This is a genomic window from Vibrio sp. D417a (genome assembly GCF_030248595.1).
GTDB classification, from domain to species: domain Bacteria; phylum Pseudomonadota; class Gammaproteobacteria; order Enterobacterales; family Vibrionaceae; genus Vibrio; species Vibrio alginolyticus.
The window spans coordinates 383,418-403,848 of the sequence record NZ_JAHGAM010000015.1; the positions used below are offsets into that span (position 1 = coordinate 383,418).

At 46.3% G+C, this 20,431-nt stretch carries 21 protein-coding genes; all 21 read right to left on the reverse strand.

Features of this window, described 5'->3' with window-relative positions; all coding sequences use genetic code 11:
- Positions 1–155 precede the first annotated feature (155 nt).
- The 21 genes from ccmI to flhA all read right to left on the reverse strand — a co-directional run bounded on the left by ccmI (position 156) and on the right by flhA (position 20,310).
- Positions 156–1,370 (reverse strand): c-type cytochrome biogenesis protein CcmI, encoded by a 1,215-nt coding sequence (gene ccmI / locus KI742_RS15470; protein ID WP_054575506.1) that lies wholly within the window; start codon positions 1,368–1,370, stop codon positions 156–158.
- Positions 1,370–1,855 carry a cytochrome c-type biogenesis protein gene (locus KI742_RS15475; protein ID WP_005380519.1) on the reverse strand — a complete coding sequence of 162 codons (486 nt, stop codon included), beginning with the start codon at positions 1,853–1,855 and terminating at the stop codon, positions 1,370–1,372. The genes ccmI and KI742_RS15475 overlap by 1 nt, the downstream gene beginning before the upstream one ends.
- Positions 1,852–2,406, reverse strand: a complete 555-nt coding sequence (locus KI742_RS15480) for a DsbE family thiol:disulfide interchange protein (RefSeq protein WP_005380518.1) — start codon at positions 2,404–2,406, stop codon at positions 1,852–1,854. Before KI742_RS15480 ends, KI742_RS15475 begins: the two co-directional genes overlap by 4 nt.
- Position 2,407: 1 nt before the next feature.
- Positions 2,408–4,384 (reverse strand): heme lyase CcmF/NrfE family subunit, encoded by a 1,977-nt coding sequence (locus KI742_RS15485; RefSeq protein WP_213868033.1) that lies wholly within the window; start codon positions 4,382–4,384, stop codon positions 2,408–2,410.
- Positions 4,381–4,866, reverse strand: a complete 486-nt coding sequence (gene ccmE / locus KI742_RS15490) for a cytochrome c maturation protein CcmE (protein ID WP_005380516.1) — start codon at positions 4,864–4,866, stop codon at positions 4,381–4,383. The genes KI742_RS15485 and ccmE overlap by 4 nt, the downstream gene beginning before the upstream one ends.
- Positions 4,863–5,069, reverse strand: coding sequence for a heme exporter protein CcmD (gene ccmD / locus KI742_RS15495; protein WP_005380515.1), 207 nt, complete (start codon positions 5,067–5,069; stop codon positions 4,863–4,865). Before ccmD ends, ccmE begins: the two co-directional genes overlap by 4 nt.
- Positions 5,070–5,080: 11 nt before the next feature.
- A complete protein-coding gene (locus tag KI742_RS15500) occupies positions 5,081–5,824 on the reverse strand; it encodes a heme ABC transporter permease (RefSeq protein ID WP_005380513.1) in 744 nt (247 codons plus the stop codon).
- 109 nt (positions 5,825–5,933) lie between these two features.
- Positions 5,934–6,602, reverse strand: a complete 669-nt coding sequence (gene ccmB / locus KI742_RS15505) for a heme exporter protein CcmB (RefSeq protein WP_005380512.1) — start codon at positions 6,600–6,602, stop codon at positions 5,934–5,936.
- 1 nt (position 6,603) lies between these two features.
- On the reverse strand, positions 6,604–7,221 hold the full coding sequence (gene ccmA, locus KI742_RS15510; RefSeq protein ID WP_005380511.1) for a cytochrome c biogenesis heme-transporting ATPase CcmA: 618 nt from the start codon (positions 7,219–7,221) through the stop codon (positions 6,604–6,606).
- Positions 7,222–7,511: 290 nt separating this feature from the next.
- Positions 7,512–8,006, reverse strand: coding sequence for a DUF2802 domain-containing protein (locus KI742_RS15515; RefSeq protein ID WP_213868031.1), 495 nt, complete (start codon positions 8,004–8,006; stop codon positions 7,512–7,514).
- A gap of 13 nt (positions 8,007–8,019) precedes the next feature.
- Positions 8,020–8,514, reverse strand: a complete 495-nt coding sequence (locus tag KI742_RS15520; protein WP_005380507.1) for a chemotaxis protein CheW — start codon at positions 8,512–8,514, stop codon at positions 8,020–8,022.
- Positions 8,515–8,549: 35 nt separating this feature from the next.
- Positions 8,550–9,608 carry a chemotaxis protein CheW gene (locus KI742_RS15525; RefSeq protein WP_285445299.1) on the reverse strand — a complete coding sequence of 353 codons (1,059 nt, stop codon included), beginning with the start codon at positions 9,606–9,608 and terminating at the stop codon, positions 8,550–8,552.
- Positions 9,598–10,377: a ParA family protein gene (locus KI742_RS15530; protein ID WP_213868029.1), complete on the reverse strand. Its 780-nt coding sequence runs from the start codon at positions 10,375–10,377 to the stop codon at positions 9,598–9,600. The genes KI742_RS15525 and KI742_RS15530 overlap by 11 nt, the downstream gene beginning before the upstream one ends.
- A gap of 8 nt (positions 10,378–10,385) precedes the next feature.
- The gene (locus tag KI742_RS15535) at positions 10,386–11,498 is read right to left on the reverse strand and encodes a chemotaxis response regulator protein-glutamate methylesterase (RefSeq protein WP_213868028.1); all 1,113 of its coding nucleotides are present in this window, start codon (positions 11,496–11,498) and stop codon (positions 10,386–10,388) included.
- Positions 11,499–11,527: 29 nt separating this feature from the next.
- Positions 11,528–13,753 carry a chemotaxis protein CheA gene (locus KI742_RS15540; protein ID WP_285385917.1) on the reverse strand — a complete coding sequence of 742 codons (2,226 nt, stop codon included), beginning with the start codon at positions 13,751–13,753 and terminating at the stop codon, positions 11,528–11,530.
- A gap of 9 nt (positions 13,754–13,762) precedes the next feature.
- Positions 13,763–14,503 carry a protein phosphatase CheZ gene (locus KI742_RS15545; RefSeq protein WP_005380502.1) on the reverse strand — a complete coding sequence of 247 codons (741 nt, stop codon included), beginning with the start codon at positions 14,501–14,503 and terminating at the stop codon, positions 13,763–13,765.
- A 118-nt stretch (positions 14,504–14,621) separates the two neighbouring features.
- The gene (cheY, locus tag KI742_RS15550; protein ID WP_017635949.1) at positions 14,622–14,990 is read right to left on the reverse strand and encodes a chemotaxis response regulator CheY; all 369 of its coding nucleotides are present in this window, start codon (positions 14,988–14,990) and stop codon (positions 14,622–14,624) included.
- A gap of 45 nt (positions 14,991–15,035) precedes the next feature.
- Positions 15,036–15,770, reverse strand: a complete 735-nt coding sequence (locus KI742_RS15555) for an RNA polymerase sigma factor FliA (protein ID WP_005380499.1) — start codon at positions 15,768–15,770, stop codon at positions 15,036–15,038.
- Positions 15,763–16,650, reverse strand: coding sequence for a MinD/ParA family protein (locus tag KI742_RS15560; protein ID WP_005380498.1), 888 nt, complete (start codon positions 16,648–16,650; stop codon positions 15,763–15,765). Before KI742_RS15560 ends, KI742_RS15555 begins: the two co-directional genes overlap by 8 nt.
- Positions 16,651–16,664: 14 nt before the next feature.
- Complete coding sequence (flhF, locus tag KI742_RS15565; RefSeq protein WP_064354227.1) at positions 16,665–18,182, reverse strand: flagellar biosynthesis protein FlhF; 1,518 nt, start codon at positions 18,180–18,182, stop codon at positions 16,665–16,667.
- Positions 18,183–18,210: 28 nt separating this feature from the next.
- A complete protein-coding gene (gene flhA / locus KI742_RS15570) occupies positions 18,211–20,310 on the reverse strand; it encodes a flagellar biosynthesis protein FlhA (RefSeq protein WP_025998722.1) in 2,100 nt (699 codons plus the stop codon).
- Positions 20,311–20,431: the final 121 nt, after the last annotated feature.

The window sequence follows — 20,431 nt, forward strand, 5'->3', positions numbered from 1 at the left end:
TTGAGCAGGATACATAGTAAAGATGACTCAGATATGGGAATAAATAAAGGCCAGCAATCGCTGGCCTTCGGTATTCTACTCGATCGTTTAGAGTCATACCACTAAAGGCAACTGACTCTACCTCGTTGTCATGTTTCAGAGACAGATGTTAACAATTAATACTGCTGATCAATGGTCACTTCTACTGGTGCGCCAAATTCAACGACGTCACTTTCTCCGTGCCAATCTTGATCACGCGTTGCTACGTTACCGTCAGAATCTACACGCACACGGACGATGAGCTTATCGAGTGTAGATAACTTTTGCCCTTGCATCATGGCATTGCCATCATCTAATACGACTGTGCGAGGGAAAGTACCTAGCGGATAACGAGCAGCAGCCACAGGCATTGGGGAGCCATCTGAACGATGTACTGACACAATCAGAACTGCGTTTGGATCCAACTGAGCATTTGGTGCCACATTAATTGTCACAGCTACACTCTTATCCGGTGAAACCGCTTCGCCCATTTGCTTACGAGCACTCTCAATACTGCGTGACAACATCTCGTAGCGACTATCTTCTGGACCAATCATTTGCTGCATGATTCCCCAGTACTTGATGGCTGCCGGGAAGTCTTGACGCTCAAACGCATCGAACGCTAACAAAGAAAACACACGCAGATCGACATAGTCTTGCTGCATCAGCTTGCCGAGTAATGAGCGAGCCGTCGCTTGATCCATTTCCTCTTGAGACAGCATCAGAGCTTGTGCATAACCCAACATCACATCTGGGTCTTTGGGCTCTAGGCGGTACGATTTTTCCATCGCATCGATAGCTGTGGTGACATCACGATTTGCTAACGCAATACGACCTAGCAGTAACCAACCTGTCGAGTCTTCCGGCTGGTAATGTAAGCGAGTTCGAAGGGCAAGGGTCAAATCCGCCATTTCATCGTCACTCAGCGGCTCAGAAGAAGCCGACATCAGCTTTTTCGATAACTCAGGTAGATTTGCAGACACTTCTTGCCATTGAACAATATCGTCTGACGCGCCAAATTTATAATACAAACCATAGCTCAGCACCACCGTCAGAATTACCGATGGAACTAAAACCGCGATTGGAGAAACCTTAGTTTCTTTTTGCGCTTTATCACCAGGGATATCGTCAAGCAGTGATTGCTTTAGATCAGAAATCAGTTCGTCTTCACTTTCAACTAGACCTTCGTCAGTTTCTTCTGCAAGCTCAGATAGTCGATCTTTATAAAATGCCTTGTTAAGCTCATCGCGTAACACATCATCATTGTTCGCTTTTTGTTTAAGCAGCGGCAAAGCCACCAGCGCACAAGCAATAAGCGTGAGAACAACGGTGGAAATCCAAAATAGTGTCATTACTTCTTATCTCCGTTGTTCTCTTCTTCAAGCAATGCTTTTAAACGAGCTTCTTTTTGCTCATCCCATTGCTCGTCACTGCTCGCTTTTGCCTTAACTTTAGATTTACGGCTACGCAGCACAATCAAACCAAAACCACCCAGTACTACAGCGAGTGGCCCTAGCCACAAAATCGCAGTCGCGACCGTAAATGGTGGGTTGTAAGTCACGAAGTTACCGTAACGGGCGATCATGTAATCAACAATCTCATCTTTGGACTTACCTTCTTTGGTCATTTCGTACACCTTATGGCGTAAGTCCTGAGCAAGTTCAGCGTTAGAATCCGAGATCGTGTTGTTCTGACATTTAGGGCAACGGAGCGTATGGCTTAACTCTTTGAACTGCTGTTCTTGTTCCAAATTATCAAACTCGTACACTTCAATGGCCGCATGAGCAGCAAGAGATAATGTCATCGCAGCAAAAACGGCAAGAATTAGCTTTCTCATTGCTTCGCCTCCTCAACCAATTTGTTGTAAAGCGGCTCCAGTGTTTCTGACCAATTACGTGGGTTTACATCCCCTACATGGCGATAGCGAATCACACCATTTGCATCAATAATGAATGTTTCTGGAGCACCATAAACGCCAAGGTCAAGGCCAAGCATACCACTGCCATCAAATAGGCTGATCAAGTACGGGTTGCCGAGATCATTCAGCCAACCTATTGCTTTATTACGATCATCTTTGTAATTCATACCGATGATCTTAACGCCCTTACCCGCCAATTCGTTTAGGTATTTATGCTCTGCATAACACGTTGGGCACCACGTTGCCCAAACGTTCAAGAGCAACGGTTCACCTTTAAAAATTGATTGGTCGTACTGTTTTCCAGGCTCAGCCAGGTCTTCTAAATGAAATTCAGGAACTGGCTTGCCAACCAAAACCGACTCCAATTTAGTTGGATCATCGCCCTCTTGGTTACGCATTAATTGGGTTGCGAAAATGCCCGCTAGAATCATGAAAGCGACAAGCGGAATAAATAAGATTTTCTTATTCATGTTATGCCTCCTGCTCTTTTGACTTCGCGTTTTTCTTCGGCGATTTACGGAAGCGGTAGCGTTTATCAGAAATCGCTAGTGCGCCGCCTAATGCCATAATCAAAGAGCCAGCCCAAATCCATCGAACGAACGGTTTATAGTAAATACGAACAGCCCAAGATCGGTTGTCGTCTAAACGTTCACCCATTGCAATGTATAAGTCGCGGCTAATACCACGGTCAATGGCTGCTTCAGTCATCATAGACTTAGCCGTACGGTAGAAGCGCTTCTCTGCGTGAAGCGTATTCACGTATTTGCCATCGTGTGTGATCTCAAAGTCTGCGATGTAGCCATCGTAGTTTGGACCATCTTTATCACGCAAGCCTGAGAAGTAGAAATCATAGCCTTGAATTTGGAAGTGTTCGCCAGGTGCTAAACGTACATCACGCTCGATGCTGTAGTTCTGTACCATCGCAATACCGATAACAGATACCGCCAGACCAACATGACCCAACATCATTGCCCAGTGGCTACGTTGCAGCTTGCGAACACCTTCACTAAAGCTATGACGGTGCGTTGCGCGCTCGTACAGTTCAAAGCCATGCATCGCAACAATCCAAATCGCCATCACCCAACCAATGTAAGCCATGGTTGAGAAGAAATCGGCAAACAGGTACACGCATAGCGCGGCCAAGGCGAAAGCAAGCACACCTGAAACGAGCATTGGTTTCACAAGTTTAGATAAATTGTCTCGCTTCCAGCGAATAAGAGGACCAATACCAAGCAGAAAAGCAAATGGCATCATTAACCACGCAAATAGCATATCAAAGAATGGCGCACCGATAGAGACCGACCCCAAACCAAGCTGCTTGTGTACGAGCGGCAACAGTGTCCCCACTAACACCACAACAAGAGCGGCGATAAGTAATACGTTGTTGGCTAAGAGCGCATTTTCACGTGAGACTAAGTCGAAGTTACCTCGTACACGCACTGCTGCCCCTTTTACGGCAAACAGCAATAAAGAGCCGCCGATAACGAAAACGAGGAAGCCTAGAATAAACATACCGCGCGACGGGTCAGACGCGAACGCGTGCACCGATACTAAAATACCGGAACGGACTAAGAAGGTGCCCAACAAACTCAACGAAAATGCAGAGATTGCCAATAGTACCGTCCACGCTTTAAATGTGCCGCGTTTTTCTGTCACGGCAAGAGAGTGCATTAATGCGGTACCCGCTAACCAAGGCATGAATGATGCGTTTTCTACTGGGTCCCAGAACCACCAGCCACCCCAGCCAAGTTCGTAGTAAGCCCACCAAGAACCTAGTGCGATACCAAGTGTTAAAAATACCCATGCAGCGGTTGTCCAAGGACGAGACCAACGAGCCCAAGCCGTATCAAGGCGTCCGGTCATTAGGGATGCGATCGCAAAAGAGAATGCAACCGAGAAACCAACATAGCCCATGTAAAGCATTGGCGGGTGAACAATCAAACCAGGGTCTTGAAGCAGAGGGTTCAAGTCACGTCCGTCAACCGGGAAGAACGGTAACGTACGTAGGAATGGGTTCGACGTTAGGATGATAAACAGTAGGAAACCCACTGAGATCATGCCCATAACAGCAAGTACACGTGCAACCGACTCTTGCGGCATACCACGACTAAACGTCGCTACAGCGACAGTCCAAGCAGCTTGGATTAACACCCATAGCAACAGTGAACCTTCGTGTGCACCCCATACTGCGGTTAAACGGTAGTACCAAGGAAGCTGACTATTCGAGTTGCTCGCTACATACTGTAACGTGAAGTCGTTGGTATAAAATCCCCAACATAAAATGGCGAAAGAGAACAACAGCATCAGGAACATAGACCAAGATAGCGGTCGCGCTGTGTTCATGAGCATGGTGTTATTATTCGATGCTCCCCACAATGGCAATACGCTCAACAGCACTGCCATTGCAAGCGAAAGAATGAGAGCAAAGTGACCGATTTCAGCAATCATTGGCCGCTTCCTTGTTTCTGTTCGGTGCTGTATTGAAGCGGTTCATGCGTTTTCTTCATCGCTTCTGCAATTTCTGGTGGCATGTATTCTTCATCGTGCTTCGCTAGGACCTCAAATGCCTCAACTGTCGTGGCATCTTTCAGTACACCTTGAGCAACAATACCCTGCCCTTCACGGAACAAGTCAGGAAGAATACCGTCATAGGTAATCGTCACTTTCGGACCGACATCGTGCAGGTCAAAACTCACTTTCAAAGAATTAGGATCTCGACGAACTGAGCCCACAACCACCATTCCACCGATACGCAGACGCTGGCCTACTTCTGGCTTGGTGCCATCTGGCTTACCATTAACCAATTCCGTTGGAGTATAGAAAAGGTCCATATTTTGGTTAAGCGCATAAAGTATCAAACCAATGGTGGCACTAATACCGATAAAGATCGCTAGTACAATACCTAGCCTCTTTTTACGTCTCGGGTTCATAAGGTGTTCTCCATGTTCTTAGCTGCGTCGATACGAGCTTGACGGTCAATTTTTGCTTTCACTTCTTTCAATAATGCATCACCGCGGCGAAGGCTAGTGATCAGAAGAATCAGCATGGATAAGAAAGTAATACCAAACGCACTCCATACGTATGATGCGTAGCCACCCATGGCAAAAAAGTCGCTCAGAGATTCAAAATGCATTATCAGTTACCTCACTGAGTTTGTTCTGTTGCGAGTTTGCGCACCCAGGGGCGGTGACTTTCTTTACTGATGATTTCGTTACGAAAACGGACCATCGTCACGGCACCAAAGAAGAACGCAAAGCCAAAGATGTTCAGCAATAACGGCCAAAGCATGTCGGATGAAATAGAAGGTTGCTCAAATTTCGTGATCGTCGCACCTTGATGAAGCGTGTTCCACCATTCCACGGAAAAGTGAATGATAGGTAGGTTTACTACGCCTACGATCGCTAAGATACCAGCGGCTTTTGCAGCGGTTTTTTGATCGTCAAACGCATGGTAGAGCGCAATCACACCAAGGTAGAGAAATAGCAGAATCAATTCAGATGTAAGACGGGCATCCCATACCCACCAAGTGCCCCACATAGGCTTGCCCCAAACAGCACCTGTAAGTAGAGCAATAAAAGTAAATACTGCACCAATCGGAGCCATCGCAAGTGCCGCCATATCAGATAGGCGAACTTGCCATACTAGGCCAATAAATGCAGCGATCGCCATCGACATATAAACGCCCATAGACCAAATAGCTGATGGGACATGAATGTAGATGATTCGGAAACTGTCACCTTGTTGGTAATCTGAAGGCGCAAATGCAAGCCCCCAAACCGTACCAACCGATAAGCATACGAGGGCCAATACAGAAAACCAAGGCAGAAACTTACCACTCAAACGATAAGCTGCTTCTGGCTTGGCATAAGGATGTAGCCATTTCCACATGTTTTGTTCTCACTCTTACTTCAGGGACACTGTCTAAAGGGTTGAGACCGTAGCAGTGCTTTAATAATAATTCTTTGATCAAGCGCCGCTTCATTGGCACTTTATTGAGTTAGTTAACACTAACTCGTAATGCGGCACTGATGGCAAAAGGCGTTAATGTCATCGCCCCCATTAGCATCGCACCTAAAATCGCTAGTTGACCGTTATACGCCATACCGAGTGCGGCAGCATCAATTGCCGATGTTGCGAAAATCAAAATTGGGATGTAGAGCGGAAGAATAAGCAAACTCAAAAGAACGCCACCCTTTTGCAACCCAACAGTCAACGCCACACCAATGGCGCCAATAAAACTTAGTGTTGGTGTACCGATCATCAAGGTTAGTACAACCGATAGCCAAGTATTGAAGTCGAGCGAAAGTAAAACCGCCAATAATGGGCTAATTAAAATCAGAGGTAACCCTGTTAACAACCAATGTGCTATGACCTTTGAAACCACTACAAGTTGCAATGGAATCGGCATTAGCATCATTTGTTCTAGTGCACCGTCTTGAAAATCATCACGAAATAGACGCTCTAATGATAATAAGGCGGACAGCAATGCGGCAACCCAAACGATGCCCGCTGCAATACGTGCTAACAAATTAGGTTCTGGTCCAATACTCAGAGGAAAGAGAGTAATGACAATAATAAAGAACCACAGCGGGTTCAGAATGTCTGCCTGACGGCGAAATGCGATTAGGAGCTCACGACGAATGATGGTGGTCATCGATGAAATCATATCAGTCACCCAGCTTTATTTTTCTAAGTTTCGGGCTGTCCGCAAACATATCTTGATGCGTCGTCAAGACAACAATACCGCCATTATCAGCATGACTTGCGAACAAAGATTCAAGCACCTTGACGCCTTGCTTATCAATGGCAGTCAACGGCTCATCTAAAATCCATAAAATTTGCTTACTGAGCCATAACCTTGCCAATGCGACTCGTCGTTGCTGACCTGCGGAAAGTTGTGCTACAGGCACATCTTCTCGACCAGCTAATCCTACTTGAGTCAAAGCGATAAAGATTTCTTCGTCTGAAGAGCGATTATTTTGAATAGATTGATAAAAACGTAAGTTTTCTAATGCGGTAAGCTCTCGTTTCACTCCTGTTTGATGTCCTAAGAAAAGCAGATCTTGATGGAAAACATCACGAGATTTTTCAACCTCTTCGCCTTTCCATTTAATGACACCTTCTTCTCTATCACCTAACCCTGTCACAATCCGTAGCAATGTAGTTTTACCAGTACCATTACGCCCTTCGATCTGGACCAATTCACCAGGCTTAATTTCAAACTGCAGGTTTTCAAACAGAACCCTTTCATCACGGATTGCTGTCAGGTTAGACACTTCTAACATAGAGCTTCAACTAAAAAATGAACGAGCCGCTATATTAGCACAGCTTAGTTATGACAAAACAGGATAAGAGGGCTAGGTTACATGTAAGTTCATGTATTTTTGTTAATTAATCATCACACTTTAATAAAATTAACTATAAGTAGTTATAAGCGCTCATTTTGAATTTGAGAAGCCAGAGCTAAGAGCAAGATCGACTGAAGGTTATCTAGGGTTGTATTTAAGAAGAGCATTAGCGGCTAAAAACAAAAAAAGAGGCGTAATAACGCCTCTTTTTTATCGCTTGATAACCTTTAGCGTCGACGACGTCCACGCGTTGGATATTCTGCGTCATCTGATGGCTGACCACTTAATGGTGGAATCTTCTCTTTCCCCGCCAGTTTCTTCTGCAGTGAAAGCATCAGCTCAGCTTCGGCTTTTGGTAGTTCGCACTCTTCAATCAGCTCGTTGATATCAGCGCCAAGCTGTACCATTTTAGAAGCGCGACTGTACAAGCGACCATCAGTATCAGCGTGTTCGAGTTCGCGAATTCTCTCGTTTAAGTGCTGAATAATGTCTTGTTGCTCCGTCACTTTTTGTCCAAGACCAACGACAACCGAGCGCACTTCGAGTAACTGCTTACTCAACTTTTGCACTTCTTTATCTGCGTGTCGAGATTGAGATCGTTGTTGGTCTAACTGCTTTTGTAACCCCGAGCGAATCCGCAGTTGCAAAACAACCAATACTAACACGATAAAAGCGACGCCACCCGCAAGGAATGGAGCAGATAAAAGAGTCTCTTCAGCCATCATCATTCAGCCATTAAAGGTGAGCCATCTCGTCCCACTCGTCATCTGTTAGCAGCTTGTTCAAATCCACAAGGATAAGAAGCTTGCCGTCACGGTTGCTCACACCCTGGATGAACTTCGCACTCTCGTCGGTACCAACTGAAGGCGTCGTATCAATTTCAGAAGAACGCAGATAAACAACTTCTGCCACGCTATCTACTAAGATACCAATCACTTGACGCTCAGACTCGATCACAATAATACGAGTGTTGTCAGTGACTTCGCCTTCCATCAGGCCAAAACGTGAACGTGTATCGATAACAGTAACTACATTACCGCGTAGGTTGATGATACCAAGTACATAATCTGGTGCACCTGGAACAGGGGCAATTTCAGTATAACGAAGTACTTCACGAACTTGCATTACGTTGATGCCGTACGTTTCTTCTTCTAGCTGGAACGTCACCCACTGAAGAACTTCGTCATTCGATGCATCTTTCTTCACTTCTACTTCAAAAGCTTGAGACATAGTTAATCCTCGTTAATGTCGTTCCCGACTTAAATCTAATTCAGTGATTTGACATCTAAACCGGCGTTTAGCATGTCAATGAGCGCCTGGACATGAATTAAGGCACACATTTTTTCTTTTACCATGCCCGCTAGCCAAGGGCGTTTACCCGCCTGCTCACGCCAGCTAACCTTGTCGATATTAAGCGTTTCAGTCCCCATTAATTGGTTACTGGCCAACCCCCACATGCTCTCACCAAGCATGACGACATATTGGTAGTTATCTTTATAGCTATCATCACGAAGCTTATCTGCCATCACCCATTTCGCGGTATCGACGACATCAAACTGCTGCTCGCGATTTGTTTGTAGCCCCAAATACCAGGCGGGTTTTCCTATCAAATGGTTAAGCTCGCTAATGCGATGAATACCACCTAACTCATCAAGAGGTACAGCAAACGTGACACCATTCACATCAAAGTAAAGAACTTGGAAGTCCTCACTTCGCTTCGTGCTTTCCCAGACCGTTGGTATATCGGAATCTGCTTGTGTTTCGAGTTCAGTATCGACGTTCGATTCTATATTGATACTTTGTTCGATCACTGCGTGAGGTTCATCCACCTCTGGTTGCGCTTCCTCAAAAACTGGCTCATCAATCACCCAGTCCTGTATTTCCTCAACACCCTGAAGCTCAGGCACCTCACTAAAGGTTTGTACCTCAGGCTCAGCCGCTTTTATCTCTGCTGCAATATCAATCGTATTTTGTTCAAGAATACTATCAATATCCAACTCAGCCACTGGGTTGCTTGCTTCAAGCTGACTTAATAGCCTTTGAACATCTTCCAGGTTTGGAGCTTCCAACTCTGGCGGATATGTTTCTTGAAACTGGTACGTTTCTGGCTCCGAGTATTGTAGCTGTAATTCTGGCTCTGGCTCTGGCTCTGGCTCTGGCTCTGGCTCTGGCTCTGGCTCTGGCTCTGGCTCTGCAGATGATACCTCTTGAGCCAACAGGTCAAGGTCTTCCTCAAGAGTCGTTATTTCAGTTTCATCATCCAGTAATGCATTAAAGTAGTCATCAAGTGCTTGTTCACTGGACAGCACATCATTACTGCTCATCGAACGCCAACCTCTCCAGGTAAATCAGTAGCTGTTTATAGGCAAACACACCACGGCTACCAGATGCAAAATGCGAAGCTGGCAAGTGCTTTAAACTGGCATCGCGGAACTTGGTATCAATAGGCACCGCTGAGGTCCACACTTGATTTGGGTAATCTTTTTTCAGTTGCATCAATGTCTGCAATGACGCTTTCGTGCGCTTATCGTACATGGTTGGGACGATAGTCACTTTGAAACCGCCCGGGCGAGATTTTTGCATAATGGATAGCGTACGCATCATGCGCTCTAGACCTTTCATTGCCAAAAACTCTGTTTGAACAGGAATCAAAATTCGGTCACTGGCTGCCAACGCGTTCACCATCATCACGCCAAGGATTGGCGGACAGTCAATCAACACATAGTCATAGTCTTGTGAGACAGTTTGCAGCGCCCGTTTTAAGATTAATCCCATACCACTGCGATTACCCATTACGCGATCAAGCGTGGCAAGGGACATATGCGCGGGAATGATATCCATTCCTTCCAGCTCTGTTTCTAAAATCAACGGCTTAACCGTCTCACGAGAAAACGTCTTCAACTGGAATAAATCAAATAGGCTCGAAGTTACTGCATCAGGATCATAACCGAGATAAGTAGTCAGTGAGGCGTGAGGATCAGTATCAACCATCAATACTCGATGGCCTTTCTGGCTCAATAAGCCCGCCAATGTCACTGTTGAGGTGGTTTTACCCACGCCTCCTTTCTGGTTAGCTACACTCCAAACAATCATGATGAATCCTAAGCTAGGCCAACTTCCACCAACATGCGTTCAGCGATGCGGTCAAGCGGTAAATCTTCTGAAGAAATGCCTGCTTTAGCAACCGCTTGGGGCATGCCATAAACAACACAACTTTCTTCATCTTGTGCCCAAATAGTTGAGCCTGCAGACTTCAACATGCGAGCGCCCTCACGACCGTCTGCACCCATGCCTGTCAACACTAAAGAGAGCACTTTGTCGCTATATACTTTTGCGGCAGAACCAAAAGTCACATCCACACATGGTTTGTAGTTCATGCGGTCGCCGCCATCAATAATGCGAAGACGAGCAGCGCTCGCTCGTCCATCCACCATCATTTGTTTCCCACCTGGTGCAAGGTATGCGACACCGGGCTGTAACACATCGCCATCTTGTGCTTCTTTCACTTGAATCTTGCACAAGGTGTTCAAACGACTGGCAAACGCAGCAGTAAACGTTGCTGGCATGTGTTGAATCAATACAATCGGATGCGGATAGTTCATCGGCAAACGCGTCAGAATTTTTTGTAGAGCAACGGGGCCACCTGTTGATGTGCCAATTGCCGTCAGTTGATACTTCTTACCAGAAGCACGGTACTTTGTCGCAGCAGGTCGAGTTGGTGTTGGAGTCACAGGTGAAGCCGTTCTTGAACCTAATGATCGAGTAGTCGTGCTGGTACTCGCTGTTGGGCGAGCGATAGGTCGACGCATGAAAGCGCGCTTCGAGGCAATCTGAATCACACGCTGTTGAAGTAATGACACCGCTTCTTCACGGTTACGCGCAATGTCCTCAAACTTTTTCGGTAAGAAGTCCAATGCGCCCGCATCTAGCGCATCAAGCGTAGCTTTCGCCCCGTCGTGGGTCAGGGACGAAAACATTAGAATTGGCGTTGGAGCAGCGGCCATTATTTCACGTACAGCTGTAATGCCATCCATCACTGGCATTTCAATATCCATCGTGATGACGTCAGGTTTGAGAGATTTGGCTTTCTCAACCGCCTCTCTACCATTTACCGCAACGTCAATCACTTCTAGGCGCGATTCTGAGTTGATGATTTCGCTCACGCGACGTCGGAAAAAACTCGAATCATCAACGACTAGTACTTTAATCGCCATCTTATTCCTTTTAATAACGTCAGCTTTGCTTAAAGGCGTGAAGCCGCAGCGTATCGCTTAAGTAAATCAGGCACATCTAGAATTAATGCAATGTGGCCATCGCTAGTAATTGTCGCACCAGCCATACCTGGAGTGCCCTGTAATAGATTATCGAGTGGCTTAATAACCACTTCTTCTTGACCAATAAGCGTATCCACAACAAAACCAACGCGTTGGTTACCAATCTGTACAATCACCACGTGACCGTGACCAGTACGCTCTTGGACGTTTTGCGATTTGGATGCTAACCAGTTTTGTAAGTAAAATAGCGGGATAGATTTCTCACGTACAATGATCGTCAGCTGACCATCTACCACGTTTGTACGGCTAAGATCTAAGTGGAAAATTTCACTCACCGAAGCCAGTGGTAGAGCAAACGGATGACCGCCAACACCAACCATCAGAGTCGGTAAAATCGCTAACGTTAGTGGTACCTTGATCGTAATCTTAGTGCCCTTGCCTAGCTCAGAATCGATATCGATTGAACCGTTTAAGGTATTGATCGCCGTCTTAACCACGTCCATACCCACACCACGACCAGAGATGTCAGAAATTTTATCTTTACTTGAGAAACCAGGTGCGAAGATAAGGTTGAAGCACTCTTTATCTGTTAAACGTGCCGCCGCATCTTCATCCATCATGCCACGCTTCACCGCGATGCCACGCAGTTTGTTCGGGTCCATACCGCCACCATCATCTACGATGGATAGTTCAATATGGTCCCCTTCTTGCGATGCTGACAAAATCACTTTACCTGTGCGTGATTTGCCGGCCTTCGCGCGTGCGTCTGGCATTTCAATACCGTGATCAACCGAGTTACGTACCAAGTGAATCAACGGATCGGCCAATGCTTCTACAAGGTTCTTATCGAGATCGGTTTCTTCACCGCGCATTTCTAGCACGATGTCTTTATTTAGGTTACGAGCCAAGTCACGGACAACGCGCGGGAAACGGCCAAACACTTTCTTAATTGGCTGCATACGCGTTTTCATTACCGCGCCTTGTAGATCCGCAGTTACCACGTCAAGGTTAGCGACCGCTTTGGACATCTCTTCGTTGTCGCTATTCAAACCAAGGCTTAATAGGCGGTTTCGAACCAATACGAGCTCACCCACCATGTTCATGATGGTATCAAGTGTCGAGGTATCAACACGAACGGTTGCTTCAGCCTGAGGTTTTTTAACCGCTGGTGCTTTAGCTTCTTCTTTTACCGCGACTGGTTTAGATTCTGGCTTTGGTGCTGGCGCTGCTTGAACGGGTGCTGGCTTAGCAACAGGCTCAGGTTTCGCAGGGCTTTGCTCTACGTTTGCTGACGCTGGCTTCGTTGCCATATCTAATTCTTCTAGCGTTGGACCTTTACCTGAACCATGTAGCTCATCGAGTAACTTTTCGAACTCTTCGTCCGTCATTAAGTCACTGTCTTGATTTGATGAAGATGACACTGGAGCGGAAGGCTCTGCCGCTTTAGGTGGCTCTACTGGTACGGATGCAGATGCAGCAGCCTCTGCCGTAGAAGGGCTTTTTCCTACACCGTGCAGTTCATCGAGTAAACGTTCAAACTCATCATCAGTGATATCACCACTTTCAACTGATGGTGCACTCGATTGAGGCGGTTCAGATGGCGTTGTAGGTGTCGCAGACATTGAGGTGCCTGGCGCTGAACCTTTACCATGAAGCTCATCCAGTAGCTTTTCGAATTCGTCTTGGGTAATTTCATCAACAGAGCCGACACTTGATGGTGCTGACGGCGCAGCAGGTTCTTCGATGATAGGCTCTGGAGTAGCCACTGGTTCTTCAACTACGGTTGCCGCTACTTCATCTTCTGACTCAGGTTTGCATAGACGATGAAGTTCTTCAAGAAGCTCAGGGTCCGCAGCTTCTAACGGCTCACGATCTTGAACAGCCTGGAACTGGGTATTAACCGTATCCAAGGCTTTTAGCATCGTATCCATTAAGTTTTGCGTTACCGTGCGTTGACCGTTTCGTAAAACGTCGAACACGTTCTCCGCACCATGACAAGTATCGACTAGCTCTGCCAATGAAAGGAAGCCGGCACCGCCTTTTACGGTATGAAACCCGCGGAAAATAGCATTAAGTAAGTCTTTGTCTTCTGGGTTATTTTCTAATTCAACCAACTGCTCAGAAAGCAGCTCGAGAATTTCCCCAGCCTCAATGAGAAAGTCCTGAAGAATATCTTCGTCTAAATCGTAGCTCATACGTTACCTTTAAAATCCAAGACTGGACAACAAGTCATCGACTTCGTCCTGCGATGAAACCGCATCTTCTCTCAGTTCTGGATGAAGAATCGGGCCTTCGGCTTCGCTTGTTTGTGTATTCTTTTTATCTGCCGGTTCTGACAAAACTTGAATATGTTCTTCAAGTTTATTTCCAGAGAATACGGTTAGGATTTCCACTAAGCGGCCTTCAACTTCATTAACCAACGTAATTACGCGGCGAATGATTTGGCCAGTTAGGTCTTGGAAGTCTTGCGCCATGAGAATTTCGGTCAACTGGCCGCGCAATTCAGTGCTGTCACCTTCGACTTGCACTAATAGCCCGTCGATTCGGTGGCACAGTGCTTTAAATTCGCTTAATTCTATGCGCCCGTGCATGAGTTCATTCCATTGAGGACGAACTTTTAGAAGGCAATCATGCAGGTTGTCAGCGATAGGAAGGCAGCAGTCGACCGCATCCATTGTTTTGTTGGCTGCAAGCTCTGTCTTCTCGATCACATAATTGAGACGATCCCTAGCGTTAGGGATTTCGTCTTTCGCAATTTCGGTCATGCGCTGATCGAGACTGAACTGCTTGAGTGATTCGTGAAGGTCTCGAGTTAACGCTCCAATTTCTTGCAGCATTGGGTTATCGGCACCTTCGTAGATCGAGGCAACAAGCATATTGGCTTGGTCTTGTTCCCCGTTTTCTAGCATTTGAACGAGTGACTTCGCCTGCTCTAGTGAGATCATTCTGAATAGACCCTTTTACGTTTAGTTCTTCTTATCACTTTGAAAACGCTAAACGAGTCATTTAATAGGTATTTAATAATTGGTATGAATGACTCGAATAACAAAGAGAAAGAGAGAGTTATAAACGCTCGAAAATTTTATCTAATTTTTCTTTTAATGTTGCAGCAGTAAATGGCTTAACAATGTAGCCGTTTACACCTGCTTGAGCAGCTTCAATGATCTGCTCACGCTTCGCTTCAGCCGTGATCATTAGAACTGGCAGATGCTTAAGTTCTGCATCCGCGCGGATGTGTTTAAGCAAATCGATGCCTTGCATACCTGGCATGTTCCAGTCAGTTACAACAAAATCGAAGTCACCTTTTTTCAGCATTGGTAATGCGGTTAAACCATCGTCCGCTTCTTGAGTGTTATTGAAACCCAAGTCACGAAGCAGGTTTTTAACAATACGGCGCATTGTTGAGAAATCATCAACAATAAGGATCTTCATGTTTTTATTCAAAATTGCCTCCACTGAATCGTAAAATCAGTGTTTTTAGTCATTTTGTGTCCACGCACTGAGCTTGGTACGTAAACGTTGCATCGCTTGACTCAGTATTTGACTTACGCGAGATTCGCTTACGCCTAACACATCGCCAATTTCTTTCAAATTGAGTTCTTCATCATAATAAAGCGAAAGAACCAAAGCTTCACGCTCTGGAAGCTGTTTTATTGATTCAACCAGTGCTTTTCGAAATGATTCATCAACTACCCCTTTGAATGGGTTGCTGTCATCGGTTTCATCCGCCGGTGAAATCACATCATCAGAAACGCCTAAATCTTCAATACCGACTAATTTTGAGCAGTTGATATCGGTAAGAGCACTATGATATTGATCCAGTGTCATACCGAGATGCGTGGCTACTTCAGAATCAGTAGGATCTCGATTTAATTCGCCTTCCAGCTCCGCAATCGCTTGGTTAATCTCTCGATTATTTTTATGAACAGAACGCGGTACCCAATCGCCTTTACGCATGTCATCTAACATTGCGCCACGAATACGGATACCTGCATAAGTTTCAAAGCTCGCACCTTTAGAACCATCATAATTCTGCTGAGCTTCGATAAGACCGATCATGCCGGCCTGAATTAAATCCTCTACCTGAACACTCGGCGGTAAACGGCCTAGTAGGTGGTGAGCAATGCGCTTAACCAACACTGAATAACGTTCAATGAACGCCTGCTGGCTATTAAATTTGCCATGTTGGTCATAGGTTATCGCTTTATTCACCAAAAGGGTCCTCTGCGAATTCGGTACGATTTAGCAACCTTTCCACAAAAAATTCCAAGTGTCCACTTGGTGTTTTCGGTAGTGGCCACGTCAACGCTTTGTTTGCTAGTGAGCTGATAGCTAAAGCGGCAGGCGAGCGTGGGAACGCATCAACGACAATTTTTTGTCTTTTTACAGCCTGTCGTACTTTATCATCTAATGGAATACATGCTACGAGTTCAAGGCTAACATTCAAGAATCGCTCTGTGACTAGTGTCAACTTTGCAAACAATTCTCGCCCTTCACGGTAGCTTCTGACCATATTTGCTACAACTTTAAAGCGTTGAACTTGGTGTTCTTTACTCAACAGCTTGATTAATGCATAGGCATCTGTGATTGACGTCGGTTCATCACACACAACTACAACCACATCTTGAGCTGCTCGCGAAAAACTGATTACCATGTCAGAGATACCAGCAGCGGTATCAATCAGCAGGACATCCATTTCGTCTTCAAGACTACCAAATGCTCGGATGAGTCCAGCATGCTGAGCGTGAGAAAGCTCTGTCATGCTCTGTGTGCCAGAAGTTGCAGGAATTATCTTTATACCATAAGGCCCTTCGACAATCGCATCTTTTAGCTCACATTCACCCGCTAAGACATGTCCTAGATTACGTTTTGCACGAATTCCGAGCATCACGTCCACATTGGCCAGACCTAAATCAGCGTCGAGAACCATCACCTTCTTGCCTTGGCGAGCCATACAAATCGCCAGACCCAGTGTTACGTTTGATTTCCCCACACCACCTTTGCCGCCAGTAACAGCAATCACTTTGGTCAACGATGGTTGTGTTAAGCGACGGAGGCCGCTTGCTTGATCGTGTATCATATTCTCAGTCATAGTAGTCCGCCGCCTTAGAGTCCTTCACTGTCACTGTTCCAAAAGTGAGGTTCGTTCTCTGTCGACTTCTCTAACAGTTCATTTGCTTTCGCAAGCATATATTTTGGTTGCGCTATCACAATGTCTTCTGGTACGCGCTGACCATTAGCGATGTAAGCTACTGGCATTGCGTTTTGAATCACTACACTGATGAATTCGCCTAGGCTTAATGACTCATCAAGCTTCGTCATAATACAACCCGAAAGTGGTATACGTCGGAAGTGATCCAGCGTTTCTTGTAGAACACGACGTTGTGCGGTAGCCGGCAAAACAAGGTAGCTGTGAATCACTTCTCCGCTCTCTTGCATTAGAGTGTCGAGCTGCTCGGAAAGCCTCACATCTCGTTGCCCCATCCCTGCCGTATCGACCAAAATCAGTCTTCTGTTTCTTAGCTGATATATAACATCGGCTAACTCGTTAGAATCTTTAGCAACTCTTACGGGACAACCCATGATTCTTCCGTAAATTGAGAGCTGCTCATGTGCACCTATGCGATATGTATCTGTTGTCACAAGGGCCACATTGTCGGCACCGTATTCCATGGCTGCGCGTGCTGCGAGTTTCGCTACGGTTGTTGTTTTCCCAACCCCCGTCGGACCCAACAATGCGACTACGCCACCACGTTTTAAAATGTCCTGTTTAGGAATATTGATTTGATCCGCCACCAGCGACAATAACGCTTTCCACGCTCGCGCTGGCTTTGTATCTTCCGGGATATAACAGGCCATCTGGTCTGCTAACTCCGGAGAAACGCCCATTCGCTCTAAGCGCTTAATCAGCATCGCTCTTAGCGGCTCACGGCGTTCTACTTCTTGCCACATCAGGCCAGAAACTTGGTGCTCCAACAGACGACGAATTGACGTCATCTCTTCGCGCATGCTTTCTAGCTCATCGGCCGATTCGCCACGCTCATCGCTTGGGCGACGTCGGTCATAGCGCGTCGGGTCCAGCTTGGGCGTCGGACGTTCAAATCGATTGTCCTGTGCGATTAGCTTCGCCAAAGGTGAATCTGGTTGATATGGCGCTGGCTTTTCTTGGTTGTAGCCGTCGCGATGCTTATTTTGGCGTTGCAGCAAAGCCGAGAGCGAATCTTCATTTTCCGCTACGTGGTCGTCAGCATCTGCTGCACCACCGCTATATTGCTTAAGCATATTAGCGAATCGCTGCGTCATTGAGCCTGTTTTTTCATTGTTACTGTTATTACTGTTCAGGCTAATTTTATCTTCATCTAAATGACGATCTTGGTAACGATCAGCAGAAGACGATGACATTTGACGATGTTCGTTATAGCGATTCGATTGAGAAGCACCGCGATTTTGCTGTGACGCTGCGCTTGCTTGAGACGGATTAGATTCACTATCTATCGCCGCAACAATCGCTACTCCACCAGCCACTTTCTTGTTTGACATGATCACCGCTTCCGCGCCTAACTCCTCTTTCACTTGGAGCAGCGCCGTTCTCATGTCTTTGGCAAAAAATCGCTTTATTTTCAAACTATGAATCCATTAATGATGCGTGAGATCAGTTACCCACGGCTTGCACAATTCTGATCTGTTTTTCATCCGGGATTTCTTGGTAAGACAGTACCCGGAGATTAGGTATTGTGTTCTTCACAAATTTCGCCAACGTCGAGCGTAATACACCAGAAGTAAGCAGAACGGCAGGTTCGCCTTTCAGTTCTTGTTCCTGTGTCGCTTGGCTTAGTGAAGATTGCAATCGCTCAGCGAGTCCCGGTTCAATCCCCGCGGATTCGCCTCCTGATGCTTGCATAGTTTGATGCAATATTTGTTCCAGTTCGGGTATCAAAGTAATCACTGGTAGCTCAGGCTCTATACCATTGATTTCTTGAACAATTAGACGTTTAAGACTAATTCGAACTGCTGCCGTCAATATGTCAGCTTCTTGACTCTTACTTGAGTACTCAGCCAAAGTTTGAACAATCGTGCGAATATCGCGGATTGGAATGGCCTCGTTTAACAAGTTTTGTAGGACTTTCACCACCACACCTAATGGTAATTGGTCAGGAACAAAGTTCTCGACTAACTTAGGCGCGCTGCGTCCCAACATTTCTAATAAATTCTCTACTTCTTCATGACCAATTAGCTGTGATGCGTTGTTGGTCAATAACTGGCTCAGGTGCGTCGCTAATACCGTTGATGAATCAACAACCGTATAACCTAAGGCTTGCGCGTGCTCACGCTGATCTTCTCGGATCCATACGGCTTCCAGTCCAAAAGCAGGGTCAATGGTTGGCTCCCCATCAATCATGCCATACACCTGACCTGGGTTAATCGCTAGCTCTTGATCCGGACGAATCTCTGCTTCGCCCACCGCAACCCCCATCAATGTAATTCGGTAACTGTTTGGGGTCAGCTCAAGATTGTCACGAATATGAACCGCTGGAATTAGGAACCCAAAATCTTGCGATAACTTTTTACGCACGCCTTTTACGCGCTCTAACAGTTCCCCACCTTGATCTCTGTCCACCAAAGGGATTAAGCGATAACCTACTTCCAAGCCAATAATATCGACTGGCTGGACGTCATCCCAAGACAGTTCGCGCTGTGAGGAAGGTTCTGTACCTTCATCTGCTGTTGCTGGTAAAGCGGGCTCTTTCGCTTTCTGCTTCTGCCGTTTGTCGATGAAATATGCCGCTGCACCGGCCGCGACTGCCAGGCTCAAAAACGCAAAGTGCGGCATGCCCGGTACGATGCCCATCACACCAAGAATAGCTGCAGTAATCATCAGCGCTTTTGGGTTGTCGAACATCTGGAAGACCAGTTGTTCACCCATGTCTTCATCGGTGTTTTGGCGCGTCACCATCATTGCCGCTGCAATCGACAGCAATAGCGATGGGATTTGTGCGACCAAACCATCACCGATTGTCAGTAAGGTATAGATTTCAATCGCTTCACCGAAACCCAATCCATACTGCGCCATACCGATCGACAGACCGCCGACGATGTTGATAAACAGAATCAAAATACCGGCAATCGCGTCACCTTTTACGAACTTCGAGGCACCATCCATCGAGCCATAGAAATCCGCTTCTTTGGTCACTTCAAAACGACGAACTCTTGCCTGCTCTTGGTCTATCAATCCGGCATTCAAGTCCGCATCAATCGCCATTTGCTTACCCGGCAACGCATCAAGCGTAAAGCGAGCACTTACCTCAGAGATACGACCCGCACCTTTGGTCACCACCATAAAGTTGATGATCATTAAGATGAGGAAAACCACTAGGCCGACCGCGTAGTTACCACCAATAACGACGTTACCGAACGCCTCAATTACGTTACCTGCCGCATTACCGCCTTCATGACCATGCAGTAAGACGACACGAGTCGAGGCAACGTTCAAAGCCAAGCGGAGCAACGTGGCGATCAGCAATACCGTTGGGAAAGCAGCGAAGTCCAAAGGGCGACGTGTGTAAACGGTCACTAACAACACCACCATCGAAAGCGCGATGTTAAAGGTGAAGAACATATCCAGCAAAAATGCTGGAATCGGCAGTACCACCATCGCTAGGGTGGCCAAAACCATCACCGGAGCACCAATAGCTGGCATTTCACGTTGAGGGATTCGTGGCAATTTATCTGCAAACGGCAGGCTTAACTTCATACTGCGAGAGATCTCAATCGATTGAAGCGTCACGTAAGCTCTTACTATTAATACGCGACCGCTTTAGCCTAAAAGTTTAGGTAGGGTTGATAATTAAAGCGTTTTAAGCAATCTATGTACC